This window comes from Duganella radicis (assembly GCF_009720825.1).
In the GTDB taxonomy this organism is placed as follows: domain Bacteria; phylum Pseudomonadota; class Gammaproteobacteria; order Burkholderiales; family Burkholderiaceae_D; genus Rugamonas; species Rugamonas radicis.
In genome coordinates this window covers 46,240-66,079 of sequence record NZ_WNKY01000033.1, presented here as the reverse complement: position 1 = coordinate 66,079, position 19,840 = coordinate 46,240, and the positions used below count along the sequence as shown (strand labels likewise).

Genomic DNA, 19,840 nt, shown 5'->3' with positions numbered 1-19,840 from the left:
GACGGCCGGCGGTTTCGTACTCGACGTGCGCGGTGTTGATGGTGATGCCGCGTGCTTTTTCTTCTGGAGCAGCGTCGATCTGGTCGTAAGCTTTGGCTTCGCCGCCGAATTTTTTCGACAGAACGGTTGCGATCGCAGCGGTCAGGGTGGTCTTGCCGTGGTCGACGTGGCCGATGGTGCCGACGTTAACGTGCGGCTTGGTCCGCTCGAATTTCTCTTTTGCCATTTTAGACTCCTAACGATTTGGTGTGATTGGCAGGGAACCCTGCCCAACTGTCTTTGATAGTGCTGCCGTACTGCCGTATTGCGTATTCTGGTGCCCTTGACGTGGATTGAACACGTGGCCTCTCCCTTACCAAGGGAGTGCTCTACCACTGAGCTACAAGGGCTTATTGGTACTACGTTTTACAACCGGTCGATGCTTGCGCATCTGCATTGCAACAACACTGGAGCGGGTGAAGGGAATCGAACCCTCGTCATAAGCTTGGAAGGCTTCAGCTCTACCATTGAGCTACACCCGCGAGGTATTGTTCAATTCAACTCTTCATTTACTGCGCCACTCAGTCTTCTTGCAAAAACTTGGTGGAGGGGGCTGGATTCGAACCAGCGTACTCAGAGAGAACGGATTTACAGTCCGTCGCCTTTAACCACTCGGCCACCCCTCCGCGAGGAACCGCAGAGTATGAAGCAATTTTTCGTACCCGTCAACTCTTTTTTCATCTTGCCGATGTTGCGTTGACAGTTCGTCTGCTTCGGGGCGAGATTTTAAACGCACCAACTGCAATTGTGCAAGTGTTGTTTTTACGTTGAATGTTTTCCTATACAATCGACCGACACAATGAGACTCCTGGAGCCCTGCGTTTGAATACTCGAAGCGGTCGCTGGCATACCTTCCTGCTCGCCAATCTGGCCCTGGGGGCCGCGTATTTCCTTGCCGGGCGTCTCGGCCTGCTGCTGGCGCTGCCGCCGGGCTACGCCTCTCCCATCTTCCTGCCCGCCGGCATCGCCCTGGCCGCCTGCGTGGTCGGCGGCGCCCGCCTGCTGCCGGCGGTGGCGCTCGGGTCGCTGGCGGTCAACCTGGTGATGCCGTGGCTCAGCCCGGCCGGCATCACCGGCCTGTCGCTGCTGGGTGCCTGCGCCCCGGCCATCGGCGCCGCGCTGCAAGCCTGGGCCGGCAGCACCCTGTTCCGCCGCTACATCGATCCGGCCATCGGCTCCGGCCGCGACGTGGTGCGCTTCATCCTGCTGGCGGTCAGCGTCACCGTGGTGTCCAGCACGCTGTCGCTGTCCGGCATGCTGATGCTGGGCATCCTGCACCGCGACACCGTGGCCAACGACTGGCTGGCGTGGTGGATGGGCGACACCATCGGCATCCTGCTGGCGGCGCCGCTGGCGTGGATCGTGATCGGCCGCCCGCGCGCGCTGTGGGCGCGGCGCCGCACCCTGGTCGGCCTGCCGCTGCTGCTGTCGGCCGCCGCCTTCATCGCCATCTACCTGCAAGCGGACCGCTGGGAAAACAACCAGCAGCTGCAAACCTTCCGCCTCAAGGCGCAGCAGACCGGCGACCTGCTGCAAGCCCAGTTCAGCGAGCACGAGCGCTTCATCTACGCCATGGCCAAGGCCCTCAACGATCCGCGCCGCACCATCAACGCCGACGATTTCGGCAACCTGGCGCACGGCTACCTCGACCAGCGCCCCGAGCTGCTGTCCATGGGCTGGCTGATGCCGGTGGCCGGCAACGAGCGTGCCGCGTTTGAAGCGTGGGCGCGCCGCTTCGTCGACCCCAACTACGCCATCCGCGAGATCGACCGTCCGGGCCAGCCGCTCAAGAGCGCCGCCGTGCGCCAACGCTACTTCGCCGTCACCTTTGTCGAGCCGGGCGCCGCGCGCGACTACGTTGGGCTGGACTTCCTGTCCGAGCAGCGCCGCCGCGACGCGCTGGAGCGCGCCATCCAGTCCGGCCAGCCGACCGCCACCGCGCCGCTGCAATTCGCCCGCACCCTGCCCGGCACCGGCCTGCTGCTGATGCAGACCGTGCACCCGACCAACAACCACCGCCAGGCGGTGGGCTCGCTGCTGATCGCCATGCAGTTCGAGGCCTACCTCAAGCAGGCACTGAAACGCTCGGAATTCCCCTACTTCCTGCTGCGCTTTGAAGACACCGACGACGACAGCGGCCGCCGCGTGGTGCAGGACACGCTGGGCCGCCCGGCCCACCACGGCGACTACCAGCGCCAGCTGCACTTCGGCGGTCGCATCTACGAGCTGACGCTGGCGCCGACCCCGGCCTACCTGCAACAGCAGCGCGGCTGGCAAAGCTGGACCGTGCTGACCTGCGGCCTGCTGCTGACCGGCCTGCTGGGCACGCTGATGATGCTGATCTCGGGCGAGCGCGCCCGCATCCAGGCCGAGGTCAAGGATTCCACCTCGCGCCTGCGCCAGCGCGAAGCGCGCCTGCAAGCGATCCTCAACAAGGCGGCCGACGCCATCCTCACCATCGACAGCAACGGCACGCTGATGTCGGCCAACGCCGCCGCCGGCCGCCTGTTCGGCTACGCGCCGGAAAAGATGAGCGCGCTGCCGCTGGACAAACTGATCCCGGTGGGCGTGGGCGAGGCGGCCGGGCTCGACGCGGCCGGCCTGCTGCGCATGATCGCCTGCGGCGTCACCCACGAATACGAATTGCCCGGCTGGCGCAGCGACGGCAGCGAATTCCCGCTGGCCATGTCGGTGTCGGAAGTGGAACTGCCGGACGAACACCTGTTCGTCGCCATCCTGCACGACCTGACCGAGCAGCACCTGGCGCAGGAACGCATCCACCGCCTGGCCCACCACGACACCCTGACCGGGCTGGCGAACCGCCTGTCGCTCAACCTGCGGCTGGAGCAATTGCTGGCGCAGACGCGCCGCGGCGGCGGCCACGCGGCCGTGCTGTTCATCGACCTCGACCACTTCAAGAAAATCAACGACACCCACGGCCACGCCACCGGCGACCTGCTGCTGGTGGCGGTGGCGCAGCGCTTGCAGGAACTGCTGCGCGAAGTCGACACCATCGCCCGCCTGGGCGGCGACGAATTCATCGTGGTGACCGATGGCGCGGTGACGCCGGACGAGGCCTCCAACATCGCGGTGCGCATCGTCGACGCCCTGACCGCGCCCTACCACCTGCAAGGCAAGACCGTGCACAGCGGCGCCAGCGTGGGCGTGGCCATGTTCCCCGACGACGGCGAGGACGCCGGCACCCTGATGCGCCACGCCGACACCGCCATGTACGCGGCCAAGAGCCAGGGCCGCGGCAACTTCCAGTTCTTCTCGGAAGACATGAACACCGCCACCCACGAGCGCCTGATGCTGGAAAACCGCTTGTGGCAGGCGCTGGAGCAGAACGAATTCGAACTCTACCTGCAACCGCAGGTCGAGCTGGCCACCCAGCGCATCATCGGCGCCGAGGCGCTACTGCGCTGGCACCATCCGGAGCTGGGCATGGTGGGGCCGGACCGCTTCATTCCGATCGCCGAGGAGTCCGGGCTGATCCTGCCGCTGGGCGACTGGGTGCTGCAACGCGCCGTCAGTTTGCTGGACTCGTGGCGCGCGCCCGCGCTGTCGCACCTGCGGCTGGCGGTCAACCTGTCGGCGCGCCAGTGCCACGGCCCGGGCCTGCTGCCGCACCTGGACCGCATGCTGCACAGCCACGGCATCGACCCGGCCCTGCTGGAGCTGGAGATCACCGAATCGGCGGCCATGCAGGACCCGGAGCGCAGCCGCGCGCTGCTGGTGGAACTGCGTTCGCGCGGCATCAAGGTGGCGATCGACGACTTCGGCACCGGCTACTCATCGCTGAGCTACCTCAAGCTGTTCGAGCTCGACCGCATCAAGATCGACCGTGGTTTCGTCAAGGATATCGAGAGCGATCCGGACGACGCCGTGATCGTGGCCGCGACCATCGCGCTGGCCCATTCGCTGGGGCTGGAGGTGATCGCGGAAGGGGTGGAAACCGAAGCCCAGCGCGACTTCCTGCGCGCCAAGCAGTGCGATGAGGCGCAGGGTTATCTGTTCGCGCGGCCGATGCCGGTGGCCCAGTTCGAAGCCATGGTGCGCAGCGCCGCCGCCGCCCCCGTCGCCGCCTAGCCCGGCGTGTGGCCGATGGAGGGATCGCGCTCGATCATCTCCAGCAAGGCCGCCACCACCTCCGGATCGAACTGCTTGCCGGCGCGGTCGCGGATGTAGGTGACCGCCTCGGTGTGCGGCCACGGCTCCTTGTACGGGCGCTCGTGCAGCAGCGAATCGAACACGTCGATCACCGCCACGATGCGCGCCGCGATCGGGATATCGCGACCCTTCAATTGGTTCGGATAGCCGTTGCCATCCCAATGCTCGTGGTGGCCGCCGGCGATTGCCGCGCCATAGGTCAGGTAGCTGACGCCGTCGACCATGTTCGCCGCGCGCTCCAGGATGGTCCGGCCGACCGCCGCATGCTGCTGCATCTCGGCCCGTTCTTCCGGCGTGTGGATGCCCGGCTTGAGCAGGATGTGGTCCGGCGTCGCCACCTTGCCGACGTCGTGCAGGATGGAGGCCAGGCCGATCATCTCCAGCAACTGCGGCGTCACCTCGTCCGGATAGGCGCCGCGCTCGTGCAGGCGCTGCGCCAGCGTCGACGACAGCAGCTGCACGCGGCGCACATGGCCGCCGGTGCCGCTGTCGCGAAACTCGGCCAGGTCGGCCAGCGCCACCACGGTGGCCTCCTGCGCCTTGCGCAGCTGGCCGAACATGTACAGGTTGTCGAACGCGGCCGCGATGCGCTGGCAGAACACTTCCAGCAAGTCGCGCTGGATCTGCGCCAGCGGCCACGGCGGCGTCACGGAAATGGCCACCTCGCGGTTTTCCTGCGTGTGGATGAACAACACATTGGCCGGATGCTCGAACTGCGATTTCTTTTCGTTGAAGGCCTTGACGATGGTCGGCCACAGCGGGTGGGTGGTCGGCATCAGTTCGGAGTTATTGAGCTCGGCATAGCCGCCGGTGGCCGCCACCACGGTGGTGACGCCGGTATCGCCCTGCATCAGGCACAGCACGCCGTCCGAGCCGACGTCCAGGATCGCGCTCACCTGGTTCAGCACGCCCGAGGCGAACTCGCGCAGCGAATGGATCTGGTACAGATTGGTGGCGCCGGCCAGGATCTTGCCGAGGCCGACCCGGCTGCGCTCCAGCATGTTCAGGCTCTCGTAGGCGCGCAACGCCGAGATCACCGTGGTGAACAGCTTCTGCGTGGTCAGCTCGGTCTTGGCCTTGTAGTCGTTGATGTCGTATTCGATGATGACGCGCTGCTCGGGCGCCTGGCCCGGCTGGCCGGTGCGCAGCACCACCCGCACGATGGCGTTGTGCAGCTCTTCGCGGATGCGCCGCGCCAGCAGCAGGCCGGCGTCGTCGGTTTCCATCACCACGTCCAGCAGCACCAGCGCGATGTCCGGCGTGTCGCGCAGGATGTCGTAGGCCTCGCGCCCGCTGTAGGCCGAGAACAGCTCCAGCTCGCGGCCTTTGAAACTGACATTGCGCAGCGCCAGCCGGGTGACGGCATGCACATCGACATCGTCATCGACGATCAGCACCCGCCACAAACGCTGGTCCGGCGCGCCGAGACCGCTGGCTGGAAGCTCCTCTTCGTCTTCGTCGATCAGCCAGTTGTCGTCAGCGGCGTTGGAATCGGTCATACGCAATCTCCTGTTGTTACCTTAGGATAATCAGATTCCCACCCTGTGACAACACTTATCGAAGATGCATCGCAGCACTAGTTGTTGACTGGGGACGCCCCGGCCTCCACCCCCGCCGCCGCCGTGCGGCTGGCGGCCGCGCAAGCGCCCGGATTGGCGGTGGCGTCCAGGTTCTGATAGCGGATTTCGTACTTGCCGTTGGTCAGTTTGTCGACCAGCAGCTTGTCGTGCGCCTGCACATAGGCGTAGCGCACATTGGCGCGGCGGTCCATGTCGTAGACCTTGATGAACACCGCCGAGTTATTGCCGGCGTTGTCCAGCGTCAGCTGCATATCGTCGCCGCGATTGGCCACCGGGAAGCCCTCCATGTAGCCGGAACGGGCCGGCCACGGCTCGCCATTCGGCGCGACCAGGGTCTGGGTCTGGGTTTCGCTGTCGCATTCGGCGCCGGCGCTCGGCAGCACCACCTGCGACATGGCCACCACCCGGATCGGCGCCGGCTTGACCGCGTGCGCCTCGCTCAGGCGCGCCGTGGCCCAGGCCTCGCGCTGCTCGGCGCGCGCATCGGCGCCGCGCGCCGGCGCTTCCGGCGTGGCCGCGTTGGCGTCGATGCCGCCCTTGCCGCCCCAGGCCGAACTCAGCATTCTGGACACCACCTGCGGCTCGGCCACCATGGTGGCGCCGCCCATCCAGCCCAGCACCAGGCACAGCGACAACCCGGCCCACAGCCGCCAGTCGCGCCGGCGCGGCCGCGGGCGGGCCGGTTCGTTCACGTGTTCGGGATGCCAGTCGCGCTCGTGCTTGTGCTTGTCACGCCCGTCCTCGTTGCGGGTGCTCTCCAGCCATTCGATCTCCCACTCCTCGGAGGCGATCCACTCGTCGTGCTCCTTGCGGCGCTGCGGGTCGGACAGGGTCTCGTAGGCGCTGTTGAGGATGGCCATGATGCGCGCAGCCTTCTCGTCACCCGGATTTTTATCAGGGTGATATTTTTGGCTCAGCGCCTTGTAGGCGGCACGTATGACTTCCTGCGGCGCCATGCGCGACACTTTCAGGTTGTCATAGTGAGTATGTATCTTGGCCATAACTGGAAATCGAGGCGGAATCAGACATCATAGCCCATCTTAACGCAAGCAACCGGGGAAGCATGCAAGGAATTGACTTGCTTTTCTGGCTATTGTGCTTTTCCGTCTACAGACGGTGGCTGCGGTCTTGCTGCGCGATGGCTTCGGGCAACTCAACGCCCTTGCCCACCGCCAGCACCTTGAACAATTCGCCCATTTCCGCCGGCGACACCAGCTTCTGCATGGCGCGCGCCTGCGGCAGATAGGCGGGCGCGTCGGCCGGGTCGGTGCGCAGCAGCAGCTCGCCGATGCCGGCGCCCAGCAGGAAGCCGGACTGGTTCAGATAGCCGAGCACCTCGGCGCCCGCATCCTGCGCCGCCAGCGCCATCGCCGTGAAGTCGACGTGGGCGGTGATGTCCTGCAGGCCGGGATAATAGAACGGGTCCGCATGGGCGTGATGACGGTAGTGGCACATCAGGGTGCCGGTGGCGCGCTGGTCGAAGTAATACTCGTGCGCCGGAAAGCCGTAGTCGAACAGGAAGGCGGCGCCCTTGCCCACCATGCGCGCCAGTGTCGCCATGAAACCGCAGGCCACGCCATGCAGCTCGGTCACGTAACCGACCGGCAGCAGCGCGTGCTCCGGGATCTGGCGCTCGACCTGCGCCAGCAACTCCCCGCTGGCCGGCGCCTCCAGGTACTGGAAGCGGCCGTCGGCGATGGTCACCTGCAATTCCTGCCAGCCCTGCGGATTCTTGATCATCAGATGCACCGGCATCGCATCCAGCACCTCGTTGCCGAACACCACGCCGTCAAACGATGCCGGCATGGCGTCCAGCCATTCCACTTGCGGAAAGGCGCGCAGCTTTTCCTGCTGGCGCGCGCGCAGCTCGCCGGACAGCTCGACAATGCTGTAGCGCGCCACTTCCACCCCGGCCGCGCGCAGCTCGGTCAGGATATCGAATGCCAGCTTGCCGGTGCCGGCGCCGAATTCGAGGATGTTCGGCGCGCTTTGGGCGATAATAGCGGCTGCAACCCGCGCCAGCGCGGCGCCGAACAGCGGCGACAGCTCGGGCGCGGTTGTAAAATCGCCATCTTTGCCTAATTTGGCGGAGCCGCCGCTGTAGTAGCCCAGGCCGGGCGCGTACAGGGCCAGCTCCATATAACGGGCGAAGGAAATCGCACCTGCATTGCTCTCGATGTCGGCGGCGATCAGGTGTTGCAAGGCGTGGGACGCGGCCAGCGCGTCGCTAGAAGGTTCGGGTAAGGACATCCCGGCATTATATCCAGTTCAAAATGATGACAGCTAAGGACAAATCAGCACCGGGCGCCGCGCCCGCTCCCCGCGTTGCGCTGGTCACCGGCGCCGGACGCCGCCTCGGCCGCGCCATCGCGCTGGGCATGGCAAGTGCCGGCTGGGACGTCGCCGTGCACTACCGCGCCTCGGCGGCGGAAGCACAGCAGGTGGTGGGCGAGATCGCCGCGCTGGGCCGGCGCGCGGTCGCCCTGCACTGCGAACTGGCCGACGAGGTCGCGGTGCGCCAGCTGGTGCCGCGGGCGATCGAGGCCCTGGGCGCGCTGCATTGCGTGGTCAACAGCGCCTCCCTGTTCGAGTACGACAGCGCCACCGAATTCAGTCCGGCGCTGCTGGACGCCCACATGCGCGCCAACGTGGCGGCGCCGCTGCTGCTGGCGCAGGCCCTGCACGCGGCCACGCCGGAAGGCCGGCAGGCGGCCGTGATCAATCTGCTGGACCAGAAGCTGTACAATCTCAATCCTGATTTTTTGTCGTACACCCTGTCCAAGGCCGCGCTGCACACCGCCACCACCATGCTGGCGCAGCAGCTGGCGCCCAGGCTCCGGGTGGTGGGCGTGGCGCCAGGCCTGACCATGGTGTCCGGCGACCAGACCGAAGCCGGCTTCGCCAACGCCCATCAACAAACGCCGCTGGGCCGTTCCAGCACCCCACAAGACATCGTCGACGCCGTGCTGTATGCGGCCAGCGCGCGCGCCGTCACCGGCACCACGCTGCTGGTCGACGGCGGCCAGCATTTGATGCCGCTGCCGCGCGATGTGATGTTTTTGGCTAAATAATTTAATTCGAAAAAGGTTCTTCCATGCTGTCCGCTTTGATACACCCGCAACTGAACGACTGCCGCCGCCTGTTCCTGCGCAACTACGAAGTCATGATCAACATCGGCGTCTACGAGTTCGAGAAAAAAGGCGAGCAGCGTTTGCTGATCAACGTCGACCTGTACATCCCGCTGGCGGTGTCGTCGCCGCGGCACGACCAGCTGGAAGAAGTGGTGGACTACGACTTCATGCGCAACACCATCGCCCAGCGCATGGCGCGCGGCCACGTCCACCTGCAAGAGACCCTGTGCGACGACATCGTGCGCGAAATGCTGGCGCATCCGAGCGTGCGCGCGGCGCGCGTGTCGACCATGAAGCCGGACGTGTATCCGGATTGCGAAGGCGTGGGCGTGGAAGTATTCAAAATCAAGGAAGCGGCATGAACGCGGTAATCGACAACGTCAAGGCGGCCGAGAAGCAGGCCCACGAAAACAACAAACTGCACAAGCGCCTGTGCCGCCTGGTCGGCCAGGCCATCGGCGACTTCAACATGATTGAAGACGGCGACAAGGTGATGGTCTGCCTGTCCGGCGGCAAGGACTCGTACGCCCTTCTTGATATTTTGATGACGCTGCGCGAGCGCGCGCCGATCAACTTCGAGATCGTGGCCGTCAATCTGGACCAGAAACAGCCCAACTTCCCGGCCGACGTGCTGCCGGCCTATCTGGAAAAACTGGGCGTGCCGTTCCACATCGAAAACCAGGACACCTACAGCATCGTCAAGCGCCTGATCCCGGAGGGCAAGACCACCTGCTCGCTGTGCTCGCGCCTGCGCCGTGGCATCCTGTACCGCGTGGCCGATGAACTGGGCTGCAACAAAATCGCCCTGGGCCACCACCGCGACGACATCCTGGAGACCTTCTTCCTCAACATGTTCTTCGGCGGGAAAATCAAAGGCATGCCGGCCAAGCTGGTATCGGACGACGGCAAGCACATGGTGATCCGTCCGCTGGCGTATGTGAAAGAAGAAGACACCGAGCGCTACGCGGAAGTGAAGCAATTCCCCATCATCCCGTGCGACCTGTGCGGCTCGCAGGAAAACCTGCAACGCAAACAGATCAAGGCCATGATGCGCGAGTGGGAGAAGAAGCATCCGGGCCGCGTGGAAAACATCTTCTCGTCCTTGTCGACGGTAGTGCCATCGCACCTGATGGACCGCGACCTGTTCGGCTTCAAAGACATCAAGGCTGACGGCATCGCCAACCCGCAAGGCGACATCGCCTTCGACGAAGAACCCTGCTCCACCCCGGCCACCGTGCCGGGTATCATTCCGCTGCAACGCGAGGAATGAACGCTTCCTTTGCCCTCGGCTAGGAAGAGGCGTTACTAAGAGAGCGCGTCGCCATCGCGATGCGCAAGCAGCTTGGCATCTCGGAAGAGGAATACGCCGCCATGACGCCCGAACAGAAAAAAGCCGTCGACGCCAAGGTCGCCGAACTGCTCAAGCAAAAGATGGATGAGGAAGTCGCCAGGCAGCAGGCGAAAGCATCATCCATCCAGCTCTGAATCAGAACTTCTGCGCGGTGCGCATCACCGGGTAGAGGTTGTAGCGCTCATCCCACGAAGCGTGGCGCCTGGCGAAGAACTCCAGGCGCTTCTCCGGACTCTTGTTGAACTCCGCGTCGGTGTCGAGCTTCTTGCGGAATTCTTCGCGCAAGACCGGATTGGCTTCCAGCTGGTCACGCGCCACTTCTTCCGCCACGTAGTCTTCCATGTACTCCTTGCGCTCGAAGGCGTTATTGAATTCGCCCCATGCCAGCAGGCCGTCGGCGCCGCGCGGCTCCAGCATGGTCATCACCAGCCGCGCCTTCGGCTGCGCGATCGGCACGAACAGCGCGCCCTTGCCCACCGCACGGCGTTCGCGCGACCAGTCGCCTTCCACCGCCAGCGATTGATGGCCTTCAAACGACTGCTTGCCAAACGTGGTCTTGGTGGCGCGGAAGGTCTCCACCTCGGCCGACATCTGGTCGGCGCCGATGACCTTGAAGCTGATGCCGTGCTGTTTCAGCTTGGCGCCGACCCAGCCCGCATCCGCCGCCGGCACGATGTAGCCGCCCAGCGGCGCCGCCACCTTGAAGTCCGGCACGATCTCGTCGCGCAGCGGCACGCTCCAGATCTGCGGCTTGTTTTCGTCGTAGCGCGTCCACAGGCCGCCCGAAATCTCCGAATGCTCGCGCGTGTAGGCGTAGCCGGGGAATTCGATGGTCTTGGCGTTGTAGGTGGTGCGATAGCTCAGCGGGAAATCGCTGCCGCCCAATGCCAGCGCGCGCGCATCGGCCTCCTGCGCCAGCTTCTGCCACTCCTTGCCATGCTGCGCCACCTGCGACAGCAGCGACACGATGGTGTTGTGCGTAATGCGCACGCGGGTCGGATAGTCTTTCCACGAATGGGTTTCCACCAGCATGGCGAAGCGGTTACGCATCGGGAAGTAGCCGGTCGAGAAGCGCGGCGGCGCCATGCTGTCGATGAAACCGGAAGCAGGATCGTCTTCCTTGGCGAACGACATGTAGAACTGGCGCGGATCGGAACCCTGCGCCTTCAGGTCCGCCATCACATTCTTTTGCAGCGCCGCTCCGGCCACTTTCAGCGCCTCGTCGCCGCCATGCACCGGCTCCACCTGGATCGAAATATCAGACTGGAACTTGGCGCCATCGGTCACGTGCAGATCGACGTAGGCCAGCGGGTCCCACTGGTTCACCAGCGCCAGCATGGCTTGCATCTCCGGTGCATCGGCCTTCACGTAATCGCGATTCAGGTTGTAGTTCTGCGCCGTGGTGCGCCAGCCCATCTCCACCGGGCCGCGCTGGTTGGGGCGATTGTTCTTGCCGAAACGCTCATGGCCGTCGACGTTGAATACCGGGACGAACAACAGCACCTGCTTGTCCAGCACACCCGGCGCCGCCTTATTCTCCAGCGCCTCGCGCAAGGCCAGGAAGCCGGCGTCCTTGCCGTCGATTTCACCGGCGTGGATACCGCCCTGCACCAGCAGCACCGGCACGCCCTTCTTCTTCGCCTGCTCCGCGGTCAACGCGCCGGTGCGCGAGACAGCCAGCGCCAGCATCGGACGCCCTTCCGGCGTGCGGCCGAATTCAAAACAGCGCACCTGCTTCGGCCAGGCTTTCTGGAACTGCCCGCACAGCGCGATCACCTCGTCGTATCGGCCGGTGCTCTGGAAACCGGAGCGCTCGGCGATGGTGGTCAACGGCGCGGCCGCGGGCGCGGCCTGCGCCAGCGTGGTGGTGGCGGCAAAAGCAAGCAGGATGGCGGAACGTATCATGGGCAAGCTCCCAACATAAGGTTGAATGAAAAGCGATTATCGTATCGAGATTTCTCGTACCTCGTGGCGCCACGGCGTCAGCGGCCCGGCCGCCGTGCCGCTGCGCAGCGCCTTCGGCATCACCGGACACACGCCGGTGCCGCGGTAGCTGAGCGCCGCCGCCAGCATGCCTTCGGCCGGATCGCCCTGCGCGTGCGCCAGGTCATCGCTGACGCGGCAGGTTGGCGTGAAGCCGTCGGCGTAATCGCCGAAGCCCTTATCGTTCACGCCCTGCAGCTGGATCGCGAAGTAGGTGGTGCCGCAGTTGGAGGCCGGCGTGAAGGCATAAGGCTTGCCGCAGGTTTCGCCGCCGATCAGGTTGACCTGTACGTCGACGCCGCGCAAGCTGTTGATCACCGATTCGCTGGCCGAGCAGGTGCCGGCCGAGGTCAGCACCGTCACACGCTTGAGATTCAGGTAAGGCAGCGAAGTGCCAGCCTTGATGGTGTTGTCCGACCTGTAGCCCAGCGCCGCCGCCTGGAACATGATGGCGGGTTGCGGCGTGGTCTTGTCGTTGTAGATCGGTTTCTCGAAGATGCGGCCGACCGTGGCTTGCGGACCGGCGATCATGTAAGCCAGCTCGCTGGCGATGGTCAGCAGGCCGCCGCCGTTGTAGCGCATGTCCAGCACCAGATCCTTGACGCCGGCGTCCTTGAAGGATTGGATGGCGTTCACCAGCTGGCCCTCGGCCACCGCGTTGTGTTCATTGAAGTGCAGGTAGCCAACCTTGCCGTCGTCGGTATCCAGCACCTTGGCCATACGCACTGGCGGGATGGTCAGGTTGCGCGCGGTCAGCGTGACCTGCATCTCTGTACCGTTGCGGCGCCATGACAGCACGTGGCTTTCGCCGGCCGCTTTCGGCGCCAGCGCGGCGTTGACCGTGGCCACGGAAGCGCTGCTGGTATCGGTGACGGAAACGCCGTCGGCCGACAGCAGACTATCGCCGCGCTGCATGCCCGCCAGCGCGGCCGGCGATCCCGGCTCCACCATGCCGACGGTGAGGATGCGCGACAGCGCCGCATCGTTATTGCGTAGCCACGTCAGCCCGTAGCCCAGCGCCACGCCGGAGGAATTCAGCGCCTCCCACGTGGCGGTGGGATAGGTGAAGTGGAAGCGGTCCTTGGGCCGGCCGGAGGCGGTGACGGCGGACGTCTTCAACTGCATGAAATAATCGATGGCGGTGCTGTAGTCCGCCATGTTCAGATTGGCCGGAATCTCGCGATACCACAGATAGGTGGTGTCGAAGAACGAACGCAGCCAGCGCATCTCCTCGTTCAGCGTGCCCTGCACGTCCGGATAGCCGGCGCCGCGTGGGACTGCGCAGTGATTGAACAGGGTCTCCCATTCCGGTTGCTCCGGCTGCTCCGGCGTGACCGGCGGCGTGACGACCGGCGGCTCGGTCGGCGTCACCGGCGTCACCGGCGTTTGCGCGGTGCCGGACGAACCGCCGCCGCAGCCCGTCAGCAGCGCGGCCGTTACCACCGCGCCGGATAGAAGAATGTGGAATTTCATCAAAGCATTATATGCGGGCGGCCGCCACTGCTGCCAAGTTCGCAATATTTCTTACAATTTCCCTTGCAGATCGGGATCGCGGCGCAGCAGCGCCGCCAGCCAGTCGGCAAACACGCGTAGGCGTGGCGACGACATGCGCCCCTGCGGATACAGCAGCGAAATCGGCATCGACGTCGGTGGCGTTTCCGCCAGCACCTCGACCAGTGCGCCGCTGGCCAAGTGGTGGCGCACCTGATAACTGGCCACTTGCGCCAACCCCATGCCCTGCAAGGCGCAGCTGACATTGGCCTCGGCATCGTTGACGGCAATCGCGCCCTGCACCGCCGTGGTGACCACCGTGCCATCGACCACGAAATCCCAGTCATAAGGCCGGCCGGTGCGGCCGGAGAAATGCATCACGCCGCGATGCGCATGCAGCTCGCTCCACGACTGCGGCACGCCATGCGCCGTCAGGTAGGCCGGCGCGGCGACGGTCAGGCAACGCATGCTGCCCAGCGGACGGGCGATCATGGCGGAATCCTGCAACACGCCCACCCGCAGCGAACAGTCCAGCCCCTGCTCGGTCAGATCCTGCACCCGTTCGTTCAAGCTGACCACCAGATCCACCTCCGGCCAGGCGCGGCAGAAATCGGCGATGTGCGGCATCACCGCCATGCGGCCGAAGGTGCCGGGCAATTCAACCCGCAGCTTGCCGCGCGGCTGGCCGCCGCCCTCGCCGCGATACGCGCCCTCGGCATCCTCCACCGCCTGCAAAATCTCCAGGCACTTGCGGAAGTAATCGGCGCCGTCCGGCGTCAGCGACAGGCGGCGCGTGGTCCGTTGCAGCAACTGGGTGCCAAGAAAAGCTTCCAGCTTCTTGATGGTGGCGGTAAGCGCGGCGCGCGGCAGGTCCAGCGTCTCGGCGGCCTTGGTAAAGCTGTTGGCCTCGACGATGCGGACAAAGGTCTGCATGGCTTTCAGTCTATCCATTGTTCACATAATGTGAAAAGTATAGGTGCATTATGCCCTAATTATCTTTGCCGGGCTTTTGCCTAAAATTTGCTCATCAAATTCCCACTGGAGCACAACATGAGCAATAAAGACATCAGTAGCGGCATGGTCACCCTGCTGGCCACGGCGACAGGCCTGATCGTGGCCAGCCTGTATTACGCGCAAACGCTGGTCGGCCCGATCAGCGCCGCCACCGGCCTGTCGCCCGCAGCGGCGGGCCTGATCGTCACGCTGACGCAGATCGGCTACTGTATCGGCCTGCTGTTCATCGTGCCGCTGGGCGACCTGTTGGAAAACCGCCGCCTGATCTTCACCGGCCTGCTGTTCACCGCCGCCATGCTGGTGCTGGCCGCGATCAGCAGCAGCGCGTGGATGTTCCTGACGGCGGCGCTGGGCATCGGCCTTGGGTCGGTGGCGGCGCAGATCGTGGTGCCGTTCGCGGCCCACATGTCGCAGGAAGCCACGCGCGGCGCAACGGTCGGTAAAGTGGTGAGTGGCCTGCTGCTGGGGATCATGCTGTCGCGTCCCGCGGCCAGCCTGATTGCCGACGCCACCAGCTGGCACGTGGTGTTTGGCGGCGCGGCCGTGGTGGTGACGATCGTGGCTTTCGTGCTGCGCGCCAAACTGCCGCAGCGCGTGCCGAATCACCACATCACCTATCCGAAACTGCTTGGCTCCCTGTGGCACCTGTTCCTGCAAACCCCGGTGCTGCGCCGTCGCGCCGCTTATCACGCCGGCCTGTTTGGATCGTTTAGCCTGTTCTGGACCGTCACGCCGCTGATGCTGGCGGGTCCGGTGTTCCACCTGTCGCAAACCGGCATCGCCATCTTCGCGCTGGTCGGCATGGCTGGCGCAATCGCTTCGCCGGTGGCCGGCAAGCTGGCCGACCAAGGTCACACGCTGATGGCAACCGCCGCCGCGCTGGCACTGGGTGTGATTGGCTTCGCGCTACCGATGCTTGTGCCGGGATCGCGCAACGTGGCGCTGGCGGTGCTGGTGATCGCGTCGATCGTGCTGGATATGGGGGTGGCCGCGAATCTGGTGCTGGGCCAGCGTGCCATCTTCACGCTGGGTGCGGAAGTGCGCAGCCGCCTGAACGGCGTCTACTTCGCGCTGTTCTTCGCGGGTGGGGCTTTGGGTTCGGCGCTGGGTGGCTGGATGTTTGCCACCCACGGCTGGCACGCCGCGCTGCTGACCGGTATGGCCTTCAACGGCGCGGCGCTGCTGTACTGGGTGAGCGAGTACCTTAACCGCCGAAGTGGTAGTTCAGTTCAATCCAGCCTTGACGGCCAACCGGGCTGAAATTGCCAACCGGGTAGTAAGGCCAGCCGGCGCTGCTATCCGCTTTCACCTGATTGAACAGATTGTTCAGCGCCACCGACAAGGTGGTGCGGTCATTCAGGCGGTACACCACGCTGGCGTTGACCAGAGTGGTCGGCGTCAGGAAGGCGTCGCCGGCGGCGTCAGGCACTTTGCCGTAGCGCTGGAAGAACAGGGTGTTCGACCATTTGCCCACGTTCCAGGTCACGCTGGCGTTCAGCTTGTCGCGCCAGTCGTAATTGGTCAGGTCCTCCAGATCGTCATTGAGCGGATCGCCGGCGAACTGGCGCGAGTGCTTGTTCAGCGTCTTGGAATAATTGGCCTTGGTGATGAAGTTGCCGTAGTCCTTGGTGCGGAACACATACTTGCCCGATATGTCGATACCATCCACGCTGGTGGTGGCGGCGTTGATCGGATTGACCAGGATCTGCTTGATCTCACCCGGCTTGTTCAGCGCATTGTCCGGATAACGGGTGATGCGCGCAATCGCGTCGGCGCAGGTCGGCGAAGTCAGATCGCCCTTGATGCGGCAGGCCGCTTCGTCGCGCAGCAGATTGTCGGCGCTCAGATTGGTCACCAGATCGCTGATCTTGATGTTCCAGTAGTCCAGCGTCACATCGAAGTCCGCGCTCGGCGACCACACGATACCGAGGCCGCTCGAACGGCCCTTCTCGGAACGCAGATCCTTGCTGCCGGTCTGCACATAATCCGCACCCGGCGAGTAGTTGGCGAACTCGCAGTCGGCCACCGGCTGGCCGGCCTTGGCGCAGCGGTAGTAGTCGGTGGTGGACGAGTAGTAGCCGGTGCCGCGTGCCTTGAAGATGTAATTCATGTCGGGCGCGCGGAAGCTGGTGGCGTAATTGCCGCGCACCAGCAGTTGCTGGACCGGACGCCATTCGACGCCGCCGTTGTAGGTGAACTTGCCGTCGTCGCGGCCGGCGAAGCTGTACTTGTCGTAGCGGCCGGCCAGCGTGGCGTTGACGGTCTTGATCACCGGGATGTTGGTTTCCACACCCACCGCGTAACGCTTGCGGGTGCCGGCGGTGACGTCGGCGCCGGTGGCGGCGTTGAAGTAGCCTTGGTTGATGCGTGCATCCGGCGTATTCGAGAAGCCCTGCTTGCCCAGTTCCGCCACCGCGGCCACCTTGACCGGACCGGCCGGCAGTTGGAAGGCGTCGCCGTTGGCGGTGAGGCTCAGGGTGTTGGTCCACGATTTATCATCGCTGACCGAATTGTCGGTGATGGAGTTGAATTCCTGCGGCGTCAGGCGCCGGGTCAGGCGGGCCGGATCAGGTGCGTAAATTGCCACGCCGTTCTTGTCCACGCCCAGTTGCGGGCCGAGGAAGAAGCTGTCGATATTGGCCAGCGCGCGCGGACGGTGGTCCTGGCTCCTGTACAGCGAAGCGGTGTAACCGGCTTCGTAATTCCAGGTCGTCCCCGGGATCACACCGCGCGCGCCGAAGGACAGCGAGCTGGCCTGATCATCCCAATAACGGTTGTAGCGATCGACGCCGCCGATTTCTTCCGGCGAGATGTAGCGGTTCCAGGCCTCGTAGGCATTGGTGTTCTGGTTCCAGAAATAGGAATCGGTCAGCGAGCGCGAAGTCCACGACGGGCCGCGCGTATTCTGCGTGCTGCGATTCTGGCCGAACAGCGCTTCCGCGTACAGCGTGGTCTCCGGCGACAGCTCGTAATTGGCGCTGCCGAACAGATTCTGGCTGCTGTTCTTGGTTTGCGTGGTCCAGTAAGTCGGGCCGACTTTCGGACTGGCGCAATAGCTGCCTGCCTTGGCGGTGTACTTGACCGTGCTGCCGCCAAACAGATCGCTCAACGAGGAGCAGGTGTCGCCCAGATCGACGTACTTGCCGGTGCTGACGTTCTTGCGGCCGAGGATGGAGGTTGGCGCCACGCCGGTCTTGGAGGCCATGAAATCGCGGTCGGCGCTCCACAGCGGTTCGCGTTCCAGCAGCTCCAGGCTGAACAGCGTATTGAGCTTGCCGAAGCTCTTGCCACCGGTAAGTTGAAGACGCTGATCCTCGGCGCCGCCGCGCGAGCTGCCGCCGGCCTTGAGATTGATATCGAAACCGTCGGCCTGTTTTTTCAGAATGATGTTGACCACACCGGCAATCGCGTCCGAACCGTAGACGGCCGAGGCGCCACCGCTCAGGATCTCGATGCGATCGACCACGCTGGATGGAATATTGGCGAGGTTGGTGAAATTGACCGTGCCTTCATAGGCGATCGGGAAATCCGCCATGCGGCGACCATTGAGCAGCACCAGCGTGTGATTCGGGCCGAGGCCGCGCAGGCTGATGGCGTTGGCCGACGGCGTAAAGGTATTGCCATAATCGGCGCCCTGCACAAAGCCGCTGTTCTGGGCCTGATTGGTGAGGGCGTCGAAGACATTGCGGTAGCCCTGCCTGGTGATGTCATCGCCGGTGATGACGGTGACCGCCGACGGCCCCTCCGTGCCGGCGCGCGGGATGCGCGAACCGGTGATGACAACAGCGGGCGGGGTGGTGGCCGCCACCGAGTCCTGCGCCAGTACCGAAGTCGGGCCGGCAGCGCCGCACAGCAGGGCGATAGCGCCTGCCGCCAGCGGGTTCAATTTCAATTTTATTTTCATTGAAGTGGTCCTGATTTGAAAAGGCTGCCACCTTAACAAGTCCGGCCACAATACTGAACGAATGTTTTCTTACTAGCTTATTCACTTATGCACTATTTAGGTGCAAAAACAAAAAGCCGGGGATTGCCCCCTGCTTAGTCAAGAATATCCAAATTTTAAGCGGCATGCAGCAATGCAATTTAGCAATTCAGGGTCAGCTCTGTCATTTGGACATCCGCGCACAAAGTTTGAGCAATATCAAAACGTTCTAGAAAACTGCGTTGCACGAGCTTTATTGCGGGAACTCAATTGTTGTTGATGTATCCGATCATAAACTCGCGATATGAACCGGCCATTGCGAATTGAATACAGCGGAGCTCTCTATCATGTCACCGCACGTGGAGACAGGCAGGGCAGTATTTTTCGATCAGATAGCGATCGTCTGGTATGGCTGAGTGCGTTGGGCGAAGCCTGTACACGTTTTAATTTTGTGGTGTACGCCTACTGCCAGATGACGAATCACTATCATTTGGTGGTGGAAACGCTAGATGGCGGTTTAAGTCGCGGCATGCGCTATCTCAACGGGAACTATTCGCAATATTTCAACCGCAAACACGGACTGGTCGGCCACGTCTACCAAGGGCGGTACACGGCCATTTTGTGTCAGCATGACAACTACCTTCAGGAACTATCGCGATACACCGAACTGAACCCGGTGCGCGCCAGGATGCGGTCCCTACCAGAGGAATGGCCGTGGAGCAGTTACCGCTCCACCGTGGGACTGCAAGCTACGCCTGTGTGGCTACAACCTCAATCCATACTCCAGCTTTTCGCCAGCAATCTATTGGATGCGCAACAATTCTATCGGCAGTTTGTTCTTGCAGGAATTAACGGCCTGAGCCCGTTGCGCTCGGTGAAAAATCAAATGCTCCTCGGCGATGAGGAGTTTTGCCGACGGGTCATCGGTACAGACGTGATGGGAGATCTCAATGAAATTAAGCGCGGCCAACGAAAGGCCATCGTTTCTCCTTTGCCAGACTATTTCAAAAAATATCCTGATCCCAAAGAGGCCATGGCACGCGCCTACCTGTCACTTGGATATTCGATGCCTGAAATTGCCCACTTCGCGCGGGTTTCCGTTAAAACGGTTAGCCGCGCGGTGGGAGACTTCATCAACGGAAAATCATCGTCTTGATAC

At 63.7% G+C, this 19,840-nt stretch carries 15 protein-coding genes and 3 tRNA genes; 7 read left to right on the top strand and 11 right to left on the bottom strand.

The window, feature by feature from the left end; all coding sequences use genetic code 11:
• The 4 genes from GM676_RS22925 to GM676_RS22910 all read right to left on the bottom strand — a co-directional run.
• Positions 1 to 226: GTP-binding protein (locus GM676_RS22925; protein ID WP_019924766.1), on the bottom strand; the 226-nt coding region annotated here is incomplete at its 3' end.
• Between the two features lie 88 nt (positions 227 to 314).
• Positions 315 to 389, bottom strand: a tRNA-Thr gene (locus GM676_RS22920).
• A 58-nt stretch (positions 390 to 447) separates the two neighbouring features.
• Positions 448 to 521: transfer RNA gene (locus GM676_RS22915), tRNA-Gly, on the bottom strand.
• A 59-nt stretch (positions 522 to 580) separates the two neighbouring features.
• Positions 581 to 665, bottom strand: a tRNA-Tyr gene (locus GM676_RS22910).
• Positions 666 to 861: 196 nt separating this feature from the next.
• On the opposite strand from GM676_RS22910, the gene GM676_RS22905 reads away from it, so the two are divergent.
• Complete coding sequence (locus tag GM676_RS22905; protein WP_229262826.1) at positions 862 to 4,128, top strand: EAL domain-containing protein; 3,267 nt, start codon at positions 862 to 864, stop codon at positions 4,126 to 4,128.
• On the opposite strand, the gene GM676_RS22900 is transcribed toward GM676_RS22905, so the two are convergent.
• From GM676_RS22900 to GM676_RS22890, 3 genes are all read right to left on the bottom strand, one after another.
• Positions 4,125 to 5,708: a DUF3369 domain-containing protein gene (locus GM676_RS22900; RefSeq protein ID WP_155466351.1), complete on the bottom strand. Its 1,584-nt coding sequence runs from the start codon at positions 5,706 to 5,708 to the stop codon at positions 4,125 to 4,127. The genes GM676_RS22905 and GM676_RS22900 overlap by 4 nt on opposite strands.
• A 77-nt stretch (positions 5,709 to 5,785) precedes the next feature.
• Positions 5,786 to 6,790: a J domain-containing protein gene (locus GM676_RS22895; protein WP_155466349.1), complete on the bottom strand. Its 1,005-nt coding sequence runs from the start codon at positions 6,788 to 6,790 to the stop codon at positions 5,786 to 5,788.
• Between the two features lie 106 nt (positions 6,791 to 6,896).
• Complete coding sequence (locus tag GM676_RS22890) at positions 6,897 to 8,039, bottom strand: class I SAM-dependent methyltransferase (protein ID WP_155466347.1); 1,143 nt, start codon at positions 8,037 to 8,039, stop codon at positions 6,897 to 6,899.
• Between the two features lie 23 nt (positions 8,040 to 8,062).
• Here GM676_RS22890 and GM676_RS22885 point away from each other — a divergent pair, with 23 nt between their 5' ends.
• The 4 genes from GM676_RS22885 to GM676_RS22870 are packed head-to-tail and all read left to right on the top strand — an operon-like array spanning position 8,063 to position 10,405.
• Positions 8,063 to 8,860 carry an SDR family oxidoreductase gene (locus tag GM676_RS22885; RefSeq protein ID WP_155466345.1) on the top strand — a complete coding sequence of 266 codons (798 nt, stop codon included), beginning with the start codon at positions 8,063 to 8,065 and terminating at the stop codon, positions 8,858 to 8,860.
• Positions 8,861 to 8,883: 23 nt separating this feature from the next.
• Complete coding sequence (locus tag GM676_RS22880) at positions 8,884 to 9,282, top strand: dihydroneopterin aldolase (RefSeq protein WP_155466343.1); 399 nt, start codon at positions 8,884 to 8,886, stop codon at positions 9,280 to 9,282.
• Positions 9,279 to 10,190, top strand: a complete 912-nt coding sequence (gene ttcA / locus GM676_RS22875) for a tRNA 2-thiocytidine(32) synthetase TtcA (RefSeq protein WP_155466341.1) — start codon at positions 9,279 to 9,281, stop codon at positions 10,188 to 10,190. The genes GM676_RS22880 and ttcA overlap by 4 nt, the downstream gene beginning before the upstream one ends.
• A 59-nt stretch (positions 10,191 to 10,249) precedes the next feature.
• Positions 10,250 to 10,405 carry a hypothetical protein gene (locus GM676_RS22870; RefSeq protein ID WP_155466339.1) on the top strand — a complete coding sequence of 52 codons (156 nt, stop codon included), beginning with the start codon at positions 10,250 to 10,252 and terminating at the stop codon, positions 10,403 to 10,405.
• Between the two features lies 1 nt (position 10,406).
• Here GM676_RS22870 and GM676_RS22865 read toward each other — a convergent pair whose 3' ends face one another.
• Genes GM676_RS22865 through GM676_RS22855 form a run of 3 tightly spaced genes read right to left on the bottom strand, consistent with a single transcriptional unit; the run spans position 10,407 to position 14,678 of the window.
• Positions 10,407 to 12,176 carry a M14 family metallopeptidase gene (locus GM676_RS22865; protein ID WP_155466337.1) on the bottom strand — a complete coding sequence of 590 codons (1,770 nt, stop codon included), beginning with the start codon at positions 12,174 to 12,176 and terminating at the stop codon, positions 10,407 to 10,409.
• Between the two features lie 36 nt (positions 12,177 to 12,212).
• On the bottom strand, positions 12,213 to 13,727 hold the full coding sequence (locus GM676_RS22860; protein ID WP_155466335.1) for a S41 family peptidase: 1,515 nt from the start codon (positions 13,725 to 13,727) through the stop codon (positions 12,213 to 12,215).
• A 51-nt stretch (positions 13,728 to 13,778) separates the two neighbouring features.
• Positions 13,779 to 14,678: a LysR family transcriptional regulator gene (locus GM676_RS22855; protein WP_308936697.1), complete on the bottom strand. Its 900-nt coding sequence runs from the start codon at positions 14,676 to 14,678 to the stop codon at positions 13,779 to 13,781.
• Between the two features lie 117 nt (positions 14,679 to 14,795).
• On the opposite strand from GM676_RS22855, the gene GM676_RS22850 reads away from it, so the two are divergent.
• Positions 14,796 to 16,019 (top strand): MFS transporter, encoded by a 1,224-nt coding sequence (locus GM676_RS22850; RefSeq protein WP_229262825.1) that lies wholly within the window; start codon positions 14,796 to 14,798, stop codon positions 16,017 to 16,019.
• Here GM676_RS22850 and GM676_RS22845 read toward each other — a convergent pair.
• Positions 15,964 to 18,663 carry a TonB-dependent receptor plug domain-containing protein gene (locus tag GM676_RS22845; protein WP_155466332.1) on the bottom strand — a complete coding sequence of 900 codons (2,700 nt, stop codon included), beginning with the start codon at positions 18,661 to 18,663 and terminating at the stop codon, positions 15,964 to 15,966. The two genes, GM676_RS22850 and GM676_RS22845, sit on opposite strands and share 56 nt — an antisense overlap.
• Before the next feature lie 322 nt (positions 18,664 to 18,985).
• Between GM676_RS22845 and GM676_RS22840 the strand changes: the two genes are divergently transcribed.
• Complete coding sequence (locus GM676_RS22840) at positions 18,986 to 19,837, top strand: transposase (RefSeq protein WP_155466330.1); 852 nt, start codon at positions 18,986 to 18,988, stop codon at positions 19,835 to 19,837.
• The last annotated feature ends 3 nt before the right edge of the window (positions 19,838 to 19,840 follow it).